Annotated in this window: 19 protein-coding genes; 11 read left to right on the top strand and 8 right to left on the bottom strand. The window is 41.5% G+C overall.

Annotated features, from left to right (window positions below):
- Positions 1-58: 58 nt before the first annotated feature.
- From H7968_RS01185 to H7968_RS01165, 5 genes are all read right to left on the bottom strand, one after another.
- Positions 59-2,851 carry a DEAD/DEAH box helicase gene (locus H7968_RS01185; RefSeq protein WP_227394433.1) on the bottom strand — a complete coding sequence of 931 codons (2,793 nt, stop codon included), beginning with the start codon at positions 2,849-2,851 and terminating at the stop codon, positions 59-61.
- Positions 2,838-4,373: an SWIM zinc finger family protein gene (locus H7968_RS01180; protein ID WP_227394432.1), complete on the bottom strand. Its 1,536-nt coding sequence runs from the start codon at positions 4,371-4,373 to the stop codon at positions 2,838-2,840. Before H7968_RS01180 ends, H7968_RS01185 begins: the two co-directional genes overlap by 14 nt.
- 248 nt (positions 4,374-4,621) lie before the next feature.
- Positions 4,622-5,914, bottom strand: coding sequence for an efflux RND transporter periplasmic adaptor subunit (locus H7968_RS01175; RefSeq protein WP_227394431.1), 1,293 nt, complete (start codon positions 5,912-5,914; stop codon positions 4,622-4,624).
- A gap of 13 nt (positions 5,915-5,927) precedes the next feature.
- The gene (locus H7968_RS01170; RefSeq protein ID WP_227394430.1) at positions 5,928-6,593 is read right to left on the bottom strand and encodes a hypothetical protein; all 666 of its coding nucleotides are present in this window, start codon (positions 6,591-6,593) and stop codon (positions 5,928-5,930) included.
- 261 nt (positions 6,594-6,854) lie between these two features.
- A complete protein-coding gene (locus H7968_RS01165; RefSeq protein WP_227394429.1) occupies positions 6,855-7,274 on the bottom strand; it encodes a helix-turn-helix domain-containing protein in 420 nt (139 codons plus the stop codon).
- A gap of 176 nt (positions 7,275-7,450) precedes the next feature.
- Between H7968_RS01165 and H7968_RS01160 the strand changes: the two genes are divergently transcribed.
- The 4 genes from H7968_RS01160 to H7968_RS01150 all read left to right on the top strand — a co-directional run bounded on the left by H7968_RS01160 (position 7,451) and on the right by H7968_RS01150 (position 10,818).
- Positions 7,451-7,603, top strand: a complete 153-nt coding sequence (locus H7968_RS01160) for a hypothetical protein (protein WP_227394428.1) — start codon at positions 7,451-7,453, stop codon at positions 7,601-7,603.
- 101 nt (positions 7,604-7,704) lie between these two features.
- Positions 7,705-8,118, top strand: coding sequence for a hypothetical protein (locus tag H7968_RS01155; RefSeq protein ID WP_227394427.1), 414 nt, complete (start codon positions 7,705-7,707; stop codon positions 8,116-8,118).
- Between the two features lie 81 nt (positions 8,119-8,199).
- A complete protein-coding gene (locus H7968_RS17980; protein ID WP_264476590.1) occupies positions 8,200-8,331 on the top strand; it encodes a DUF1993 domain-containing protein in 132 nt (43 codons plus the stop codon).
- A 114-nt stretch (positions 8,332-8,445) separates the two neighbouring features.
- Positions 8,446-10,818 carry a penicillin acylase family protein gene (locus H7968_RS01150; RefSeq protein ID WP_227394426.1) on the top strand — a complete coding sequence of 791 codons (2,373 nt, stop codon included), beginning with the start codon at positions 8,446-8,448 and terminating at the stop codon, positions 10,816-10,818.
- Between the two features lie 406 nt (positions 10,819-11,224).
- Here H7968_RS01150 and H7968_RS01145 read toward each other — a convergent pair whose 3' ends face one another.
- Positions 11,225-12,124: a hypothetical protein gene (locus H7968_RS01145; RefSeq protein ID WP_227394425.1), complete on the bottom strand. Its 900-nt coding sequence runs from the start codon at positions 12,122-12,124 to the stop codon at positions 11,225-11,227.
- A 230-nt stretch (positions 12,125-12,354) separates the two neighbouring features.
- Here H7968_RS01145 and H7968_RS01140 point away from each other — a divergent pair, with 230 nt between their 5' ends.
- The 3 genes from H7968_RS01140 to H7968_RS01130 all read left to right on the top strand — a co-directional run bounded on the left by H7968_RS01140 (position 12,355) and on the right by H7968_RS01130 (position 15,638).
- Positions 12,355-12,867, top strand: a complete 513-nt coding sequence (locus H7968_RS01140) for a hypothetical protein (RefSeq protein ID WP_227394424.1) — start codon at positions 12,355-12,357, stop codon at positions 12,865-12,867.
- A 213-nt stretch (positions 12,868-13,080) separates the two neighbouring features.
- Positions 13,081-14,523: an MBOAT family O-acyltransferase gene (locus H7968_RS01135; protein ID WP_227394423.1), complete on the top strand. Its 1,443-nt coding sequence runs from the start codon at positions 13,081-13,083 to the stop codon at positions 14,521-14,523.
- Positions 14,524-14,708: 185 nt separating this feature from the next.
- Positions 14,709-15,638, top strand: a complete 930-nt coding sequence (locus tag H7968_RS01130; RefSeq protein ID WP_227394422.1) for a hypothetical protein — start codon at positions 14,709-14,711, stop codon at positions 15,636-15,638.
- Positions 15,639-15,903: 265 nt separating this feature from the next.
- On the opposite strand, the gene H7968_RS01125 is transcribed toward H7968_RS01130, so the two are convergent.
- Positions 15,904-16,053 (bottom strand): hypothetical protein, encoded by a 150-nt coding sequence (locus tag H7968_RS01125; RefSeq protein ID WP_227394421.1) that lies wholly within the window; start codon positions 16,051-16,053, stop codon positions 15,904-15,906.
- Between the two features lie 238 nt (positions 16,054-16,291).
- Between H7968_RS01125 and H7968_RS01120 the strand changes: the two genes are divergently transcribed.
- From H7968_RS01120 to H7968_RS01105, 4 genes are all read left to right on the top strand, one after another.
- Complete coding sequence (locus tag H7968_RS01120; protein WP_227394420.1) at positions 16,292-17,125, top strand: STAS domain-containing protein; 834 nt, start codon at positions 16,292-16,294, stop codon at positions 17,123-17,125.
- Positions 17,126-17,432: 307 nt separating this feature from the next.
- Positions 17,433-18,515, top strand: a complete 1,083-nt coding sequence (locus H7968_RS01115) for an S-layer homology domain-containing protein (protein ID WP_227394419.1) — start codon at positions 17,433-17,435, stop codon at positions 18,513-18,515.
- A gap of 14 nt (positions 18,516-18,529) precedes the next feature.
- A complete protein-coding gene (locus H7968_RS01110) occupies positions 18,530-18,682 on the top strand; it encodes a hypothetical protein (protein ID WP_227394418.1) in 153 nt (50 codons plus the stop codon).
- A gap of 24 nt (positions 18,683-18,706) precedes the next feature.
- The gene (locus tag H7968_RS01105) at positions 18,707-19,936 is read left to right on the top strand and encodes an S-layer homology domain-containing protein (RefSeq protein ID WP_227394417.1); all 1,230 of its coding nucleotides are present in this window, start codon (positions 18,707-18,709) and stop codon (positions 19,934-19,936) included.
- A gap of 54 nt (positions 19,937-19,990) precedes the next feature.
- On the opposite strand, the gene H7968_RS01100 is transcribed toward H7968_RS01105, so the two are convergent.
- Complete coding sequence (locus H7968_RS01100) at positions 19,991-20,776, bottom strand: 3D domain-containing protein (protein ID WP_227394416.1); 786 nt, start codon at positions 20,774-20,776, stop codon at positions 19,991-19,993.
- Positions 20,777-20,988: the final 212 nt, after the last annotated feature.

Here is a 20,988-nt window from a genome sequence, read left to right as displayed (position 1 = left end):
ACCCCCGTTTAACAGAAGATATAAAAAGACCGTCTGATACATCCAGACGGTCTTCCATTTATGATAAGACAAGAAGATCCTCGAGCTCTTCATTTGAAAGCTCGGTAATCCACTGATCTCCCCTTATAATTTCCTCATTCAGAGACTGCTTCTTTTCAAGCATTTTATCGATTTTTTCCTCTACTGTTCCGGAAGAAATGAATTTGTGAACATGAACAAACTTTGTTTGTCCAATCCGGTAGGCACGGTCTGTCGCCTGATTTTCAACAGCAGGATTCCACCAGCGGTCATAGTGAATCACGTGGTTGGCAGCTGTCAATGTCAGCCCCGTTCCGCCAGCTTTCAGAGATAGAATAAAGATTGGGAATTCTCCTGACTGAAATCTTTCAACAAGTTGGTCGCGCTGGTGCTTAGGAGTCGAACCATTTAAAAATGGAACAGTTTGACCATATTTCTTCTGTAGCACCTGCTGAATCATCCTGCCCATTGAAAGATATTGAGTAAAGATGATGGTTCCTTCACGGGCCTCCATAATCTGCTCAACAAGATCCATCAGTTTACCCATTTTTTCAGATCGCTCCACCAGCATTTCCGGTGCTTCCTCCTGCAAATAAAGGGCAGGGTGATCACACAGCTGTTTGAGTCTATTGAGCATTTGAAGTACCATTCCTCTTCGTTCAATACCTGACAATGCAGGGATTTTTTCGAGTGTATCTTTCACAAGCTGCTCATAAAGGGTCGCCTGCTCAGTTGTCAGCGGACAAAACTCCTTCTGTTCAATTTTCGAAGGAAGATTTAAACCGACAGCAGGATCCATTTTTGTTCGTCTGAGCAGAAATGGGCGAATCCGCTTTTGCAGCTTTTTCGTCAGTTCCTCAGAACCATCCCGTTCAATAGGGGCAATATAATCCTTACGGAAATTTGACAGTGAACCGAGATAGCGGTGGTTGATAAAGTCAAAAATTGCCCATAGCTCAGACAAGCGATTTTCCATCGGTGTTCCTGTCAGGGCAAGATGATGCTGTCCACGGAGACTCCGAATGGCTTTTGACTGCTTCGTAAACGGATTTTTAATATTCTGTGCCTCATCAAGAGCAACCGCAGCCCATTGCAGTGAAGTCAGTTCCTCCTGATCAGAATGACAAAGACCAAAAGACGTCAGAACGACATCAGCCTGACGGATGGAAGCTGGAAAATCTTCTCCCTTCGCACGTGCCGGACCGTAATGCAGGTGAACACGAAGATCAGGTGCAAAGCGTTCAATTTCCCGCTGCCAGTTGCCGAGAACCGAAGTTGGGCAAACGATTAGAAATGGATGCTCAGGGGATTCAGATTCTCTTACATGAAGCATATAGCTGATCAGTTGAATCGTTTTCCCAAGCCCCATATCATCTGCAAGACAGGCTCCAAATTGATTCGAACGTAAAAAGCTCATCCAGCTGTAGCCTTGCTGCTGATAAGGACGAAGCTCACCCTGCAACCCTCCAGGAGGCGGGAGAAGGGGGATTTTGCCGACATCATTAAGCTTTTCCATCATGGATTTCATGGAACGGTTCAGCTCAAATTGAATACGCAGATGATCCGCATCCTCCTCTTCTTCATCATCCAGCTGATCAACAAGCAGGTCCTGCATACTGATGCCATGTCTCTTTGCCGCATTCATGGCCTGCTGAATTCTTGCGATCATGGCAGGGTCCAGCGCTATCCAGTCCCCATTTACCTGAATAAATCTCTTTTTCTCATCAACGAGTGCCTGAAATTCTTCATCAGATAAATCACTGCCATTAATTGAGATTTTCCAGTCATAATCAACAAGTGCTTCAAGTCCGACAAAGGAAGGACGGTAGCTCCGATCTCCTTTAACTGAAGCTTTCAGCGCAACAGATGATTTCTGAATCTGCTTCCACCAGGAAGGCAGAAGAATTTCCACATCAAGTGCAAGCAGCTTTTCACTACCTTCTGTTAGAAAGAGCCATGCCCGTTCTTCAGCCATTTCCAACTGCCAGACATCGTCCTCTTTTAAATAAGGAATAAGGCGTATCCATCGTTCCAGCTCCTGTTCAATCACTGAAATTTGATCAGTCCAGCGGGAAGGAACAGAGCGCTCAAGCGGCGCATACAGGTTAAGGTCATACGTCCAGTCAGCTCTCCTGCGATCCCGTAAAAAAGGCTGCATCGTCCAGAGCTCTTCTTCAGAGGAGGGTTCCTCCAGCCTGATGCCAAACCGGTAAGGGAGTTCAAGATCCTTCTGTTGCACCCACATCTGCCACTTTTCTTCATCGAAATAAGCGGCCAGATCTTCAGCCTCCAGAATATGACCTTCATTAAAAATACGCTCAGCAAGCCCGCTGCTTCTGGGATGATGATCAAAAAAAGAGATAATGGAATGACGATACCAGTCATTCATAAAAGTCTGCTGATCACGGTCCGGCTTGTCAGGCGCGCCTGACATATCGGTCCATTCCTCCCAAAAATCTTCACTGAGAGAAATATCAAATGTCTCGTTTTTAGACCCATGGTTCCATTCTGACAACCATTTACCCTCTGTAATCCATTCATAGAGAAGAGGGGCAGTATCAAATACAAACTGTGCCTGTTCAGACAGCTCCCATTCATAACGTCCATGAAATTGTGGCTGGGAAAATAGCGTCAGCAGACTCCAGCTGTCAAGCGGTATACTTTGTGACGGAAGGTCTGTAACTTCAGGCAGGACCGTTCCATGAAACGTTTCTTTATGCCATAGAAGGAGGGAGTTTTGCCACTCTTCAGTTGGAATCATTTCACCATCATCACTAACCATTCTCAAAGAAAAGTATCCATCTGTGAGCGGATATACATCAATGGTTTGCATCAATCAGTTTCCCCCTTTCACATTCTTCACGGAAGGCACGCAGACGCTTATATTTTTTCATCAGCCGGTCAAAGTAAATATCAAAACGCGCGGACTGTCCCATTTCTTTATAAATACTTCTCAACTTCTTCAAATATCTCACAGCTTTTTTGTACGTCTCCCGCTGTTTTCTGACTATCAGAACCTCAATCCACTGATGTAAAAGCGGTACAGCATACTCCGGCTTCTGTTCAATCAGCTTTTTGAAACCGGCCATTTCAAGTTCCTCCGGTGAAAAATCAATCCAGTGAACGAGCTCGACCCACTCCTTATATTTTCCGGCATCAAGCAACAGGGAACCGAGATGACGACCGCTGTAGGGCAGAAGCTTTTCATACAGTCGAATCGTTACATCTGGCGATTGCATACGTAACTTGTCACCTTCAATTTTATAAATGAGCCACATCGCAAAGGAACGGCGGTCAGAATGATCCGGCAACCTTTCAAGGTACCCTTCAAGTTTCTCCTGAATGCCTTTCATCACCTCTACAGCCTGGTGCTTCTGGTCATCCCAAAGTAGCCACTCAATCCACTGTACAGCATGAGGAACGGCTGCATCCGGTGTTTTTCGAAATGACGCTAAAAATGAATCGTGTTTCAGCAGTAAAGAAAACAGGGATTTTGCAAGCAGTACCTCTTCTGTTTCCTTCAAAGCTTTCAAACGCTGCCACTCCTGATCACGCTGTCCCGCTTTCGTGAACAGCTGAAACCACAGCATCCCATAAACCGTAAAATGAAGCGGGTTCGAATGCATCAGGAATTGTGAACTATCCTCCCTGAGCTTTTTTAAAAATGGATCAAATGAAAACGGATGAGCATAAACCGCAAGATCATACATTGCTTCTTTTATCCGGTCAACCGGAATAGACAATGCATGATTAATATCCTCATGAGGCTCTTCAGCAAAAAACGCTGCAAGCCTCGAGAAAAGGTAAAAGGAAGTATATAACTTATATAAAGGCACCCATTCTTTTTCAACAGGAGCCTGATCTGTCAATTTTCGCAGAGCCGCCAAAACGTAATGCTCCGCAAGGTATGGCTTATCTGAAAGCACGTCAAACTCTCCGGATGTCCAGACACGATCAATCACTCTGTCCCAGGATTCCGGCGTTTTTTCCAAACGCGAAACATCATGCTTTTGATTTCGCCAGGTGGTGATCCATTGGCTCACACTGGCATGCTGCTGATAAAATTTAAAGAAAACTGCCATTCGATGCCTGCACCAGGATTCCTCCGGACAACTGCAGCTGCTGCCTTTAGCAGGATCTAGTGAAATACGCACACTGACACCATGGACATCACGAACCTTCGCCTTCAGCATCTGATTATTCACATCAAATCCCATATCATAAACCGTACCCTGACGATACAAAAACAGCCCCTTCTGAATCAGGCGCTCATCCTCCTGTACACCAGGAGAAAACCTGCGAAACAGCTTCTGATCCAACTGTTCCAATCCATCAGACAGCAAATCAGTCTGCATAATCAATCTCCACCTTTTCGAAAAAAAACGTATCTTTAATTATACCTTATAATTGATTGAAAACAAAAGGGGAGGGAGAGGATTGCTGAAAACAGGTAAGCATCGGTAATTGGGATCGAGTCAATCATCAAAAAACAGAGTATCATTCACGAGCGTTGCCAGGTTGCGTACGAAAGTAACCAAGCCAGCCCCAATCCTATATCACCTCGACCAGCAAAAAAGCCTCCTGCATCAGCAGGAGACTTCACTCAGTTAGGTAATACACCTAATAAAACAAATTTCCAATTCGTACGTGAATCTGTATAAGTGAGATTATCAAAATTCATCCGTTCAAATGTCATCGGCGTCATATACGGCTGATAGAACCGCTCTGTCTGTTCAGTATCAACAACGAGCCATTCTCCGGTCTCAAGATTACTTGCAATCTGCTGTCTGTCACCGTCAAGAATACCGGTTTCAATCAAGCGAGGCTCAACATAACCACCTGCATTCAGAACATGCAGCCTTGATTCATCCAGGCTATTTACTGGTACTGTAACGGCACCAGGTGACGATTCCAAAACAATTTCATTTACAACATGCTGTCCGATAAACCAGTCTTCTGTGGCTGTCAGAAGGCCGATATTGACAGGATAAAAGCTTTTCTCAGTCAGAGCAGGATCCTGTTCTGGAAGGAGCGGGTTCGATGTAACCATTCCGTTTACCTGCTCCTCTGCTACTGGTGAAGTAATGCGGGCATTCATATCTGCTTTTACTAATTTTGCTTCATCATCTGTCAGTAAAACCTTCGAAGCGAGATTATCTGTGTAAATCGTGATAAGCGGACTGCTGATGTCCTCTGCAAGCTTTGCTACTGTTCCCGTATATTCACTCTCTACCGTGACAACCGGACTGTCTTCAAGACCGTCAGTCAATCTCTGAAACTTGTCTCTCTCTGCTTCAAGGCGTGTAATCTGAGACTCCTGCTCACCAATTTTCTGCTCGAGTAACGCGCTTGTCTGTTCAATCGTTGCATTAGAAATATCAATACCGAGGTCAAACTCAATTTCAATATTTATCAGCAATTCTTCATCATCGCCGGACAGTGAGCCTGCGGGTCTCGCTGTGGCGGTTGAAGTGGATTTCGCATCATCCAGCTGCCGTTCGATTGATTCAAGCTCTGTAATATAGTCTTCCACAGCGTCAATTTCGCTTTCAAGCTGTTCAATTTCCGACTCGAAAATCAGCCGCTGTTCCTCTAAATCAGAAACAGTATATTCATATAATGGAGTTCCGGTTGTAACCTGATCCCCAATTTCAACGAGAAAACGTGTAAACATCCCCAGTTGTTCTGAAAAATAAACACGTTCTTCAACAGATGATTCAATCACACCATTTTTCATCAAAACCGTTTCAACGTCTTCAGACTTTGATGGTTTTTGATCATAGACAATTGAAGCGCGATCAATTAATTCCATGTCATGTTTAATTAAATACAAATTAATACCGGCAAACAACACGATGAGCGCCGAAAGACCGATCCATTTCATTCGTTTTTTCATGCTGGATGCCCCCTCAATTAAATAAATACTGGTGAAACGGCATCCATTCCAAAGTAGCCGTCGCAGACCATAATAAAAGATTCAATCCGAGTATGATCAGTCCGACTGCCCACCACTTTAAAGCTGTAAACATACGAAGTGTAAGGAATTGCCAATACATCACCCAGATTTTAAATAAAGAAATACATCCCGTAAAATAAACAAGCCATGGCTGTTCAATAAACAGCTGGCCAATCACACCCCATGAAAAAGGTGATGAATACCATTCAATACCCTGCCATACCATTAAAATAAAATAGCTCAGCTGTTCGAACAGCAATATAGCAACAGGAAAAATAGCAAGAGCAAGCGCTTTTTTATACGAAATTTCATTTGCGATAAGCCAATAGAATAAAGCAGGCAGGAACAACAGAATGCCGACAAAAGCGATGCCAAGAACGAGACGCCCCAGTAAAAAATAGAAGCGCTGAAGGTCATATTCGAGACCGTAAAACAATACAAAATTCCCGGACCATTCCTGAGTACCGATTCCAATAAACGCGCCAAATCCGAACAACAATAATGAAACTAAAAATAGTCCTGTAATCTTCCGTTTTATATGTAATACAGATTCACTATTATGTAAGCTTTCAATAAACTGAACAGGATCCTTCAACCCTGCCAGAAAGCGAAACGTCATGAAAAAACCTCCCAAAATGACATGCTTTCTCTATTGTAAAGAAAAATGCTGATCTTGTCACTGTTAGAAGTAATTTGAAATTAAATGTTGGAAAATGATGAATATTATGTGAAAACAAATAAATAGGAGATGATATGATGAGGTTAATAAACATTGAAAAAACACGCTTATCAAACATAGAAAATATTCAGGAAAACGGTCACAAATTGTTCGTATCAAATCAAACAAAATTACTCCCGCCTCAATCAGCAGGAGTAAAAGTTAAATGGGGCTTTTCTTTAGAATCTGCAATAAACGAACGAGAACCTCTGCCCGGTTTTTCTGATGACTTTTTGGTAAAGAGGCGAGCTCACGCAATTCTTCCTGAAGAGAGGGGTACTCTCTGATCAGCTTAACCAGCTGCTGTTCTTCAGCTTTAACCACCTTAGCCTGTAATTCTTTTTTCCCTTCCTTAATCACTTCGGAGCTGGAAGGATTCTTAAAAAGCATGGCGATGAACGTTTCATCGTCAATGTAGTACTTTTCCTTAAACAGTCTCAAAAGCTCAAGTGGAATTTGCCTGCTACCGCGTTCGTAATGAGATAAAGTAGATTGATCAATATTTAATAAACGTGCGGCCTGGCTCTGTGTAATATCCAGAATTTCTTCACGGTAAAATTTTAACTGCTGATAAATCGCCATTGTCTCCACCTGCTTTATTCGGAATACCTTCACAATAGCGATCAGAAAACAATCAGAGGAATTTAATGACGTATTGACATAAATTAAGTGATGACAAAATAAAATATATTTAATAAAATAGTGAATTGTAAAATACAATAAATTAGTAATTTTCTGAATACAGGGAGGACTTGTCATTGAAAAATAATAAAGAGTGGTTTGAAGAACTATGTAATGAATTTGAACATGGACTGAACAGATCATTGAAAACAGACGAGCTTAATTTCCTTGAATGGATGACAACGGCCCTGACCGATTCACAGGACATCTGTGAAAAAATGGAAATATGACAATATGACATTTCTTTAAATATAAATAAAAATTTATTATTTTTATGTCAAAAGATGCATTAAAATGGAATTATATTGAATAATTCCATTGGAGGTTTTTCATGATTGTTTACAGATCGCAGTTTCAGGCACTTCCGCAATACCTTGCTATTTTACATAAGGATTTTTGTGAGTACAGGGTTGAAAAGAACACAGAATGTCTGCCCCCTCACAATTTTTTCAGAATGCTCGACCATCGCTTTTTCCAGGAACACCAGGTTTCACTCGATGATTGCCATTCCTATCATCATCCCGATCGCCCCCACCTCATATACTTCCAGATCAAACTTCACGGAAAATCATCTTTTACCATCTATTTTGTGTGCGATCTGTACAACAAGCTGCTGATGCTGTCCATGCCGAACCGTGCAGAAATCAGCTATTACTCGATAGGCAAAATTTTAGCTAATACGATCAGCGCTTCCGTGCAGAAATCGTCCAAACAAAAAATACAGTACTTTGTAATCTGGGTTTAAAAACAGTCCCATTATCACGTTTAATACTTGTCGAAAACAGGTATCTAAATGAAAAATAACAGATAATGGAGCGATCGTTCTATGGAAACAAAACAGCAGCTGACAAGCCAGCATTTATCTGCCATATTAAAAAAAGCGCATAAAAAAGGCGAGCAGGAAAAGATTTCTCCTGTAGAAATGGTACAATGGCTCGCAAGTGAAATGAGGAAATAGTAAAATGACTGCCGCGACTCAATCCGGCAGTCATTTTTTAATGGAACATCGAAACCGACAAAGGAGTATACGGCCTGACTGTCGAATTTTTTATGTAAAGGGGGCAGGAAAGAGATGAGAGAAATCGTACCCGAACCGAAAGTCCTCAGACCGGGCTGGTGGAAAAAATGGGTGTTTGGCACAATAGGGGTTTTAATCACTTTAGTCATCGGTGCATTATTATTTGTGAACTGGTACATAGGAAAATCTATGGCTGTTACAGAAGGTACAATCGAACTGAATGGACTTACAGAGACAGTAACCGTCACAAGGGATGAAATCGGGGTTCCTCATATAGAGGCGAAAAATGATGCCGATCTGTATCGTGCACAGGGGTATGTGCAGGCGCAGGATCGTATGTTTCAGATGGATCTTGCCAGAAGACAGGCCAATGGCACTCTCGCCGAAGTCATAGGAGAAGCAGCTGTCGAAACCGATCAGTTTTTCCGCACATTCAGCCTGCGAAACGCCGCTGAAATCTCATATGACGGTTATAATGATGAAGCCAAACAGGTTCTTGCCTGGTATGCAGAAGGTGTAAATGCCTATATCGAGCAGGCACAGCAGAACGGAACGCTCCCTGTTGAATTCACGCTTCTCGGTTATGAGCCGGAGCCGTGGACAGAAGTTGATTCCCTGACTATTGGAAAATACATGGCTTTTGATCTTGGTGGCAACTGGTCATCACTCGCTTTCAGACACTGGGCGCTTCAGGAAATGCCTGAAGAGAAAGCGCGTGAATTGTTTATTACTTACCCGGAGGACGCACCAGCCATTATCGAAGCAAATAAACAAAATCCCGTTGATGTGGCAGGCGCATTTAATAACGCAGTCATTCCGCATCCGTTTAACGGAAGTAACAACTGGGTTGTCTCCGGAGAACGCACAGAAAGCGGAGAGCCACTTCTCGCAGACGATCCGCACTTAGGGCTTGGCACACCGGCGATCTGGTACCAGATGCACCTTACATCTCCAGAGCAAAATGTAAGCGGTGTCATTTTTGCCGGGATTCCGGGCATCATCCTCGGTCACAATGACGACATCGCCTGGGGCGTGACCAATGTGGGGCCTGATGTACAGGATCTCTATATTGAAACACAGAATCCGCAAAATCCAAATCAGTTCTTATACGAAGGTCAGTGGCTGCCCGCAACTGTCCGTCAGGAGCCGATCAAGGTAAAAGACGGTGAAACAGTTGATTTTGAAGTTGTCGTCACACGTCACGGTCCAATCATTTCAAATGTAATGGACGGCACTGATGACAATACACCTCTGTTTGCCATGCAATGGACAGCACTGGAACCGACGTTAGAATTACAGGCCGTGCTCAACATGAACAAAGCCACTGACTGGAACGAGTTTGAAACCGCACTAGAAGACTTCCATTCACCTGCGCAAAATTTCGTTTTTGCAGGTAAAGATGGAACCATTGCTTATAAGGCAAACGGGCGCATCCCAATACGCGAAACGGGTGACGGTCAGCTGCCGGTTCCAGGTGATTCTGAAACCTACCGCTGGACAGGGTACGTTCCTTTTGACGAGCTGCCTACTGTCGTAAATCCGGAAAAAGGCTATATCGCAACAGCTAACAATGCTGTTGTAGATGAGAGCTATCCTTATCACATCACTGATTTCTGGGCCCAGCCATACCGTTATCTGCGCATCGATGAATATTTAAGCGAAAACGATCGGGTCACTGCTGAAGACATGATCGCCCTGCAAATGGACCAGAAAAATCTATATGCAGAAGAATTTCTCGATGACATGATCAGCTCCGTATCAGGCTTTGAACAAGAGCTCGATATTTTAAGCAAGTGGGACCGCTATGATCATGTCGACAGCGCCGGACCATTACTCTTTCATTTATGGATGAAAGAACTGCCTGCTGTGCTGTTTGAAGAAGACATCCCAGAAGACGTCGCATCCCTGTTTGCCGGACAGAACCACGTCACAGACGAAATGCTCCGCAAATCATTCAGCGGCGAAACAAGCGTCTGGGTTGAAGAATACGGCGGAGTCGAAAAGTGGCTCACTGATTCACTTGAGCGGGTAACAGAACGACTGTCTGAAGAGTATGGAGAAGACCCATCAGACTGGCGCTGGGGAGATTATCACCAGGTCATCTTTGACCACCCGCTTGCCGCAGCCTCACCTATCCTTGAGCGCATCTTCACTCCGGAGCGCCCAATCGAAATGGGTGGCAGTCAAATTACCGTCCAGGCAGCATCCTACAACGAAGACGGCACCGTCACACACGGCGCCTCCTGGCGATTCGTCAAAGACATGGCTGATGAAACCGGCGCCTATCATCTCGTAGGTCCAGGACAATCAGGCCACATCAAATCCAAATGGTACGACAACCAGCTACAGGACTGGGTTGACGGAAACTATCACTTTACCAAAACAGATGGTACAGCAGAAGGAGACGTGCTGGAGTTAATACCTTAATAGGGAAGCAGGAGGCCAGAGATGGTTTCCTGCTTTTTTACTTTGGTAGCAGGTGTGCAGAATAACGTGGAAAGTATATCGAATAAACGGCGAAGTCTGCAAAATAAAGCGGAAAGTGTTCAGAATAAGGAGCAAACTCATCACAATCCCGCTTCCTGATCCAAGCGCAGCGTCCAGCCAAGCAGTTTTTAGGATACTTAAAGGCATGAAGAGCCCCCGAGCTTCGCCGGGATGTTTCTGGAGGAGGTGTGCAGAATAACGTGGAAAGTATATCGGATAAATGGCGAAGTCTGCAAAATAAAGCGGGAAGTGTGCAGAATAAGAAGCAAACTCGATCAAATAACCAACAAACTCACCTCAATCCCCATGCACACAAAAAACCGGAGCACGCAGCCCCGGTTTCCATTCAAACTTGCTTTCCAAGTAAAGTCTCCATGTAATCCAACCCTTTTGTCGTTAGTTTATAGTGCATTTGACCTTCAAATTTTATTTTTTCAACTAATGGTCTGGAGCGGCTGAGTGCGATCTGAACGGCCTTTGATGAGTGCTCTGTTTCGAAATACTTTCTCAAGACTTCATGTACTTCGCGGGCGGAAAGATGTTCAACGTCAAATTCTTTTCGGTAAATATATAGAATACTCAATGCTTGGTCTTCAATTCGTTCGAGACGTCTTGGATCCGGATTATTTTCAAGTTTAAAGTCTTCGATAGTACGGTCTGTTTCCTGTTCGACATTATCTGAGATATTTTTAACTCCGGATTGTTTTACCTCTGCGCTGCTGTTTTGCAGTGCCTGAATATAAGCAATTCCAGACTCAGTAATTTCGTAAGTCTTTTGAAGGTCAGCCTGACCGGACTCTTTTAAATAACCTTTTTTAACACATGTATGCACACTTAAATGGATATTGTTTGGAACGGTATGCCTGGCTTCACGGAATTGTTTGCGGACGATTTTGGCGGTGAATGAGGGCTGCAGCTTGTGTTGAAATAAATAGTAGGCCATGGCTAGTGTGAATTGCCATTCAGAATGCAATGGCAATTCTTCTAAATAACGTTGAATATTTGGCTTGTTTGATGGATCAGCTGTTGGAAGCGGCTTAGGGGCAGGAGACTGTTTTTCAATTTCAAATGTGCTGGAGATTTTCTCTAATCCACGTGTTGCTTTTGGATGGAGATCTTCACGCATTAACTTAGACAAATAACCTTTAATTTCTTGATGGTGTTCATCTACATAAGATCGATCCCCCGTGACGGTATACTCGAAATCTTTATAACGAACACTTAAGTGATACGATTCTTGACCCATATATAACCCTCCTAAAGGATTCTTTATCTCTTTATCCTGTTTGTTAGTTTTTATTATAGTCCTTTCATCAGAGAAAAACAATAATTTTGTTCTATATAACGAACTTTTTTCTCTTCATTATGTTTACAGTATGTTCGTATTCACTTAATGTTATTCGGCCTCTTAAAATGTTTAGTAAAACTAAAAACAGGTCATACACATAACAAGCAAAAGTGAAAGGGGATCTTATCATGCAACTGGACCCGATTGGAAAAATGTTATTCATGGAAATATGTAAGAAATTACGTGATCAGAAATGGACGGTGGATGACCATCGTTTCTATGATGATAAGGATATAACAGAGGCAGTCTTTTTATTGCCGGATCATTTTATCGAAACTGAAGACAATCCTGAGCTTGAGAAAGTCATTGCAAAGGTAAGCTTTGCAGGAGAAATTGATAAAATGAAGGAGAACCAGATAGATGGTGTTCATCTTACTTTTTATACAAAAAGGCTAAAAGAACTCGATTTAAATAAGGCGATTGGTTCTGTCGCACATTTTCAGCATAAAAAAGATACAAAAACGATCGAGTTTTTTATCGACCAGCCTTTCGCAAATGAGGAAGTTCAACAATGGATGGATCAGCTCTTTACGACACTGGAGGGGAAAATGGTCGAACTTTACGGTGATGAAATGAAGGAAATACCGATTGTTCTGCTTCCGGTCAAACTTCAGGACTTGCCGCTTTATTATCAGAACTAAAGAACATATTATAGCGTTAATCCGGAAAATCAATTTTCCGGATTTTTTTATGGAGAACTTAATTTATTCCTTATTATATGTCGATTAGGACTAAGACTATAGAAGTAAAATGATATGTCATAGGATTGAGTTTTTTGACGATTCATTGACATGCCTGAAAAGATCATGGTAACATTTCCTAGTTCTGTATTCATAAAGAGGAGATGTTAAAGCGTGTTATTCAATTCCTATGTATTTATCCTCTGCTTTTTGCCTGTTGTCATCGTTTCATATTATTTGCTTTTGAAACTCGACAACAAACTGTATTCCAGACTTCTATTAGTATTGGGATCTCTGTATTTTTATAGCTTTTGGAATATTAATTACTTACCGTTGATCTTAATATCGATTTTGATCAACTATGTGATCGCAATCGTCATTAATCGTGTTCAAAGGACGATTCTTAAAAAGATATACTTGGTTGCTGGTATTGTTTTTAATATTTCATTGCTTGGATACTTTAAATATTTCGATTTTTTCATAGAGAGTACCAATCAGTTTTTTCAAACAAATTTACCGTTACTTGAAATTGCATTGCCTTTGGCGATCAGCTTCTTTACGTTTCAGCAGATTGCATACATAGTAGATAGCTACCGAGGTGAAACGGCTCATTATAACTTTGTTGATTACTCACTTTTTGTGACTTTCTTTCCGCAGCTGATCGCTGGACCGATCGTTCATCATAGTGAAATGATCTCACAGTTTAAGGATAAGGCTAACGCTAAATTCAATTCCCATAATTTCGCTTCAGGATTGTTCATTTTTAGTATTGGTTTGGCGAAAAAAGTTTTGATTGCTGATACTTTTGCTCAATATGCCAATGATGGCTACTCAAATCTTGCATCATTGACTGTTGTAGATAGCTGGATTACAACACTTGCATATACTTTACAGCTGTATTTTGATTTCAGCGGTTATTGTGATATGGCAATTGGATTAGCCTTACTATTTAACTTTAGAATACCTGTAAACTTTAATTCTCCTTATAAGTCATTAAATATACAGGAATTTTGGAGAAGGTGGCACATCACCCTTGGAAGATTTTTTACACAATACGTGTACATTCCTTTGGGCGGAAGTAAAAAAGGGCCTGTCAGAACATACATTAACTTATTTCTGATTTTCTTTATCAGTGGGTTTTGGCACGGTGCAGGATGGACCTTCATTGTATGGGGAGTCATGCATGGCGTAGCCAGCATCATTTACCGGGCATGGAGTAAGGGGAAGGTAAGGCTTCCGAAAGTCATCGCCTGGGGAATCACGTTCCTGTTCGTACATGTTGCCTGGGTGTATTTTCGCGCACCGGACCTGTCAACGGCCAATCTAATGGTTTCAAATATGTTTAATGTAAGGGCACTTGATCTTCCTCCGGGAATTTCAGCTGCATTGAGTAACCTTTTGAATATGAATTTTCAATCGGCCGATTACTTCTTTAATTTAACGATTGTTCTTTACTTAGCAATAGGATATGTGATTGTCTTCTTTACAAGAAATTCGATTGAGCGCTTGAATACGTTTGAGCCCAATGTCCGTACAGGAATTGCAGCCAGTGTGTTTTTTGTCATATCGCTCCTTTATTTAACAAGAGTCAGTGAGTTTATCTATTTCAATTTTTAGAGGTGAAACAGTTGTCCAGCAAAAAATTCATTTTATTTTTCGTTAGTATAGTCCTGTCACTTGTCGGAACTGTTGCATTGATTTTTTATATAATCGACCCATTGTTTTATTACAGGAATGAGGGGCTTTATGAGCCGCAGTATAATGCGGACGCACGTTATCAAATGCCAGGATTATTGAGGAATATGGAATATGAAACGTTAATTACAGCTACATCAATGGGCAGGAATTTTCGTGAATCTTATGTAGATGAAGTATTGAAGACGAATACTTTAAACGGTTCGCTGGCTTCTTCTTATGCAAAAGAGCAGTCGATGGTCACTCAATTTGCCCTTCAGGAACAGGAAAATGTTGAACAGGTTATTTGGGAGTTAAATTATTATTCTTTTGCTGAGGATCCGGACAAAGTACTGGATTCGGCTACACCTTTCCCAACATATATGTATGATGAAAACAAAATTAACGATATCCGTTATCTCTTTAACTCTTATAATGTACAATTGACCCAGGATAATCTGGAGGCCAATTTAAACGGAAGTGAAATCAGGCGGGATGTTGAGCCGTTATATAAATTTGGACAGGTAGCACCTGAAGAAACAACAGATAGAATTGAAAGGTGGCTCGGAGCTGCTGAACCGCTGGAGGAACTTCCTGAAAACCAGACAAAAGAGATGATGATTAAGTCCTTTAAAGAAAATGTTGTGACTGTCCTTGAAGAAAACCCGGATACCACTTTTACGTTTTTCTATGCACCATACCCTGTGTATAACCATTATAGATTCTATCAGATCCATCCGGAATACTTAAAAGAAAGACTGGCTTTCAAAGAAGAAGTATTTGAAATACTGAGCGAATATGACAATGCAGAGCTTTATGATTTTCAGGATGACAGAGAAATTACGTTCGATATTGGCAATTATATGGGCGATGCGGTTCATTACTATGAATTTGTAAATGAACACATCATTGATACAATCGCAAATGAAGAACCTGTTACGTCAAAAGATGAGTATGCTGCCAAACTGCAAAATTTACGTCAGCAGATTCTTGAATTCGACATAGCACAACTTGATAATGAAGGGATTGCTGAAAGATCTATAACGCTCAAAAAATAAAAAAGCTGCCATTTTAGCAGCTTTTTTATTTGTGAAATTTTAATACTCCTCTTCCTCAGCTTTCCAACTCCGAAAAGTATGTAAGCCGATCACCATAAAGATAAGAAGAAACTCCAGAATGAAAGATTCACTAAACGCAGGTGAAATGAGATCTGTGAAAAATCTAAGGAATATATAAGATACTAATAAGACCGTGGACAATAAAGTGGCGACATTTAGCAGTTTCACTGAAGTACACCTCCTGTAAGTCTTCTAAGTTGAATCATTACTGCAAATGTTTCTGGCTGACTGACTTTTTCCAGCGGGATCCTTCCGGAGAAATCTGGGTTAAATGGTCAATACGAACGTGTGAAGGCTTTAGCGACTGAATAAATAAAAACCGTTCTTCTAAATGGAAAACCGTTTCTTTATGCATGACCGCGCCTCCTTTTGACAACATCATACAACCCCTGAAGTTAGCGATTCAACAAAATCATCGTTTCTTAATCGGCTTGTTACACAAATAATATATGTAGACAAGATTCGACAAAATATCCGCTTTCATATGACATTCTGGTGACGAAAAGATTCCCGAAAGTATTGTTTATATTTATAATATATAGGGTAAAGTTTTTAAGAAATTTCCTAATTTTCGTGCTTGAAAGGGGTCGCCCATGGCTGAACAAATAGATCTTACTTTAGAAGAGCTGACTGACCGGATTTTGGACCAGAGAGTACAGTTGGCTGAGCAAATCACAGAAGAACAGAACAAACGCTATTCCAGGCTGCGTTCCATGTCAGAAAACCTATTACCATTAAGAATTGGGCTTGTTACATTATATGGTGAAGCACTTTCCATGGATCCGCTTGAACGGGCCAATCGAATTGAAAAATGGGGACTGGAAACAGGCAAACAATGTGCCGAAATGGGTACAACACTTGATTCAATGTTAAAGGAAGTCCCTTTGTACAGAAATGCAATTGGAGAACTCATTAAAGAAGTGGCCATTACATATGATTACTCAGCAGCAAAGCTTTACGAAGTCATCACGGTACTGGACCAGACCGTCAATGAAATTGTCTATTACTTCTGCTTGCCTTTTGTAGAGGTCCAGACAAAGAATCTGCAAGCTTCTCAGGAGCAGATGCTTGAGATGTCTGTCCCGGTTGTGCCTGTGGACAATGGCGTTGCCGTCTTACCGCTCGTTGGAACGATTGATACACACCGTGCTAAAATGATTATGGAGGAGTCCCTCACAAAATGTCTGGAACTGAACGTGGATCAATTTGTGATTGATCTGTCAGGTGTTGCAATGGTCGATACATTTGTCGCCCAGAAGCTTTTCCAGGTAATTGACTCTTTAAAATTAATCGGTGTTGTGCCAAAAATCAGCGGGATATCACCGGAAATGGCTCAGACAATCGTACAGCTGGGACTGGATTTTAAAGAGATACCATCATATGCCACGCTGAAAGCAGCACTTAGTGAAATAGGATTTAAACGATAATTAATGTAAAAGTTCAGATATCAGTCTGGACTTTTTTTATAACCGAAAATGAATAATTTTACTTATATGAATATAAAAGGGTTCTTTTTTATGCTCATAAATTGATATAAAACGGTCTGTAAGATTGAATATTTTTCTATTTTTAATAAAAAAACAAGACAAAAGAATTATTTTGGATTTATTTTACCATTATTGTTTCAATATAATTAATTTAATGTTACATTATTGTTACAGAAAGAAGAAGCGCATGATCTGTTATGTAGTAAGAAACGATCTGTAGATTTTAATATTAGGAGGTGTACACATTATGAAACCATTAAAAAAGCAATACATAGGTTTTGTCTGCGGAGCGCTGCTTTTCATTGGAGTCGATCATGCGGATGCTGTTGAAACGAAAGAAGTATATAATCGCTTTTCTGATGTGAGTGTAACCAGTGAGTTTTTCGATGAAATTGATAGTATGTTTTATAAGGGAGTCATCTCAGGCTACAAAAATGGAGGGAACTATCTGGATAAAGCAGAGTTCCGCCCTAACCAGTATGTGACGCGTGCACAGGCAAGTAAAATGATTTCAATTATTTCAGGATATCATCCGAATACGCAGGAAAACAATGATTATAATGATGTCCCTGAATCTCATTGGGCTCATGATTACATCACGCAACTGACGCTGGATAATATTGTGAGTGGTAAAGAGAATGGATCTTTCAAACCGGAAGATACACTGACAAGAGCACAGGCGGCCAAAATGATAGTGCATGCCTTCGATCTCAATAAGACGTATCAGGGCACTTCATTTTATTCCGATGTTCCTTCTGACAGCTGGTACGCACCCTATGTAAATGCACTGACTGAAGCGGGGATTACGACTGGCAGAACGGCTGACAGATTTGACCCTTTTGCCAAAGTGACCCGCTATCAATTAGCTGCTTTTCTGGACAGGGCATACAACCAGGTAAGCGTAGATGAAATGAATACAAGACAAACCTTACTAATAGCCATTGAAACAGTGTACAGATTGGAATCGATGACGGGCTATCATAGACAGCAAGGTTACCTGGACGGTGCCCAGCCCGTTTTGCCAGCATTTGATACTTTTCAAAATGACATTGAACCCTTCATGACAGAGAATTACTTGCCTACTCTGGAATCAGTTTATGGAAAAAGTTGTACTCAATGTTCGGTTCAACTTTTTGAAACGCAACTGAATCCTGATCGTTTTATAGAATTCTCTACTAAGAATGACGATACAATACAATTTGAGACAGCCACTTTTGGAGAACATAATATTCAATTTAAATTAGTGAGAGACAATGGAGAGTGGCAATTGGATGGTTACAGTGCAGGGGATCAAACATCCCGCACTACCCAACCAGGTATCAGGCAATAAATGATGCTGAAACCATGGCAAGATCGTTAATGAAAACTTTTGAATCTATTCAATATGAAAGCCAAAGTGATGACGTATTTATTTTCAAAGCAACTGGCACAAAAGAAAAAATATTAGTGTATGTTGGTAAGAAGTACGGTGAAGTAAGCTGGGAACATATTCGTTAACAGATTATAAGAAGGAGCATTTACATGATTAAAAAAACATTAGCAACATTTACAGGAGCCATTCTATTAACAACAGGTCTTGCAGCTCCTGTTGCAGGAGTCGAATTTACAGATGTATCAAAGGAATCACCTTTTTATGACAACCTTGAAAGCGTGTATTACAAGGATATCATGACGGGTTATAACAGAATGGACCCGATTAATCGTATTCCACGTTATGCAATGAAGCCAACTAATCAGGTGACCAGAGCACAGGCTGCGAAAATGATTGCAATTGGAATGGGATATCCAAATGCTTCTCAGGAAAAAACGACTTTTAGCGACATGACTGAATTCCATTGGGCACACGACTATGTGGCAATCCTTGAAAATGAGGAAGTCGTATCGGGAAGAGATGGTCAATTTGATCCGAACGGTCGCCTTACACGTGCTCAAATTGCCAAGATGATCGTGCTTGGCTTTGATCTTCCTTATTCCGAAACGAATCGCCAGACAGGATTCGAAGATGTAGCTGAAGACGACTGGTCAGCCCCTTACGTCAAAGCATTAGTTGATGCAGGAATCACAACAGGGACATCCGACACAACCTATTCACCAAACAGGACAGTGAAACGTTATGAACTGGCCGCATTTATTGACCGTATTTATGAAAATGAGGCCATCACGGATGAGCGTGCTCTTGTTCAGGTGCGTGATACAGTCAATAGAATGACTGAAATCTTTTTTGAAAATCTGAGCAAAACGTATCCGAACGAGCCTGCTTATCCATACGAAAACTTCCAGAATGAGATGAGAGAAGTCATCACAGCAAACTACGAGCCTACTTTAGTAGATCACTACAATAGACAATGCAGAGAATGTGACGGCTCATTTTATTATGATGCACTTGGCATGAAAGTGAATTACAAAGTCTTTGAGAATACTGAAGATGTGATCTCCATTCAAACCGTTACGCCAGGTGATGGACTAATTTATGGACGCCAGGTCAAAATCACGATTGTGAAAGAAGGCGGCAATTGGAAAGTCGATGAATACGTTTTTGATGATATCCCTGAGCTGAATCTTTCAGTAGAAGAGGCAGCTAACATCGTGGAAAATCGCAATTACAGAGGATACGCTGAAGGTTATCAGTTGTATCGTGTGGAATATCTTCGTTCAGACGAGGCGTATCATTACTTCAATCTGTATAGCACGATGGGAAAAGAAACAGTTAAAATTCATTTTAAAGAAGCCATCATAGATATCGCTCAATAACAAAAAAGCAAGGGACCGGGTCCCTTGCTTTTACTATTTATATAGCAAACCTGATTAGTCCAGGATTTTGACGTCTACTGTTTGTACGCCCCAGTCAAGAGCTGCGTCCTGAGATGGGATGAATACATCGATTTTGTTACCTTTAATAGCGCCGCCAGTGTCTCCTGCGATCGCTTCACCGTAACCTTCAACCCATACACGTGATCCTAATGGAATAACGTTAGGGTCTACTGCGATTACTTTCTGATCAGGATTTGAACGAAGATCAATACCTGTAGCAGTGATACCTGAGCATCCTGCACAGTATGCAGTATAAGCTGTTGCAGTTACAGTCAGTTCCTGAGTTGCTTCAGCAGATGGTGCTTCGCCACCTGTACCTTCTACACCTTCAGCTGACTGAGTCATACCTGAATCCTGGGCAACGGCTGACTGATCAGCTGCTTCTGCCTGAGCAGGAGCGGCTGCCTGTGGTGTTCCACCAGCTACAACAAACTCTTGTCCTGGAAAGATCAGGTCACTTGAAAGACCGTTCCATTGCATGAGTTCGCCAACAGTAATGCCGTACTCAGTGGCAATCTTGTATAGAGTGTCACCTTTCACAACAGTGTACGTTTCTTCAGAAGCTGTTTCTTCTGATACTGTAAGTGTTTGATTTGGATATATAAGTGTTGATGACAGGTCATTCCACTCTTGAATTTGTTCTACCGTGACATTGTTCTTTTGAGAGATGCTCCACAGTGTGTCTCCTCTTTGTACTGTGTGCTCTGCTGCTGACGCCTGTGCGGCTGTCCCAGCGGATAAAGCTGCGATTGCGGTTAGTGCAACGATTTGTTTTTTCATAAAATGAATACCCTCCTTCTCACTAACGAGACCAATCATAACATCTATAGATTTCAGTGGAGTGTCATTCAAGTTAGAATGTAGTAACAATTAGATTACGAGCTTAATTGTCTTTGTCTCGTTGACATGTGTATACAGGAGGCATATACTATAACCTATCTTTTAGGAAAAATCTTTTATCGATTTAACGTGGAAGAGAGGAGTAATAGAAG

The organism is Jeotgalibacillus aurantiacus (assembly GCF_020595125.1).
Classification (GTDB): domain Bacteria; phylum Bacillota; class Bacilli; order Bacillales; family Jeotgalibacillaceae; genus Jeotgalibacillus; species Jeotgalibacillus aurantiacus.
The sequence above is the reverse complement of the archived record's forward strand: the minus strand, read 5'-3'. Positions and strand labels throughout refer to the sequence as shown.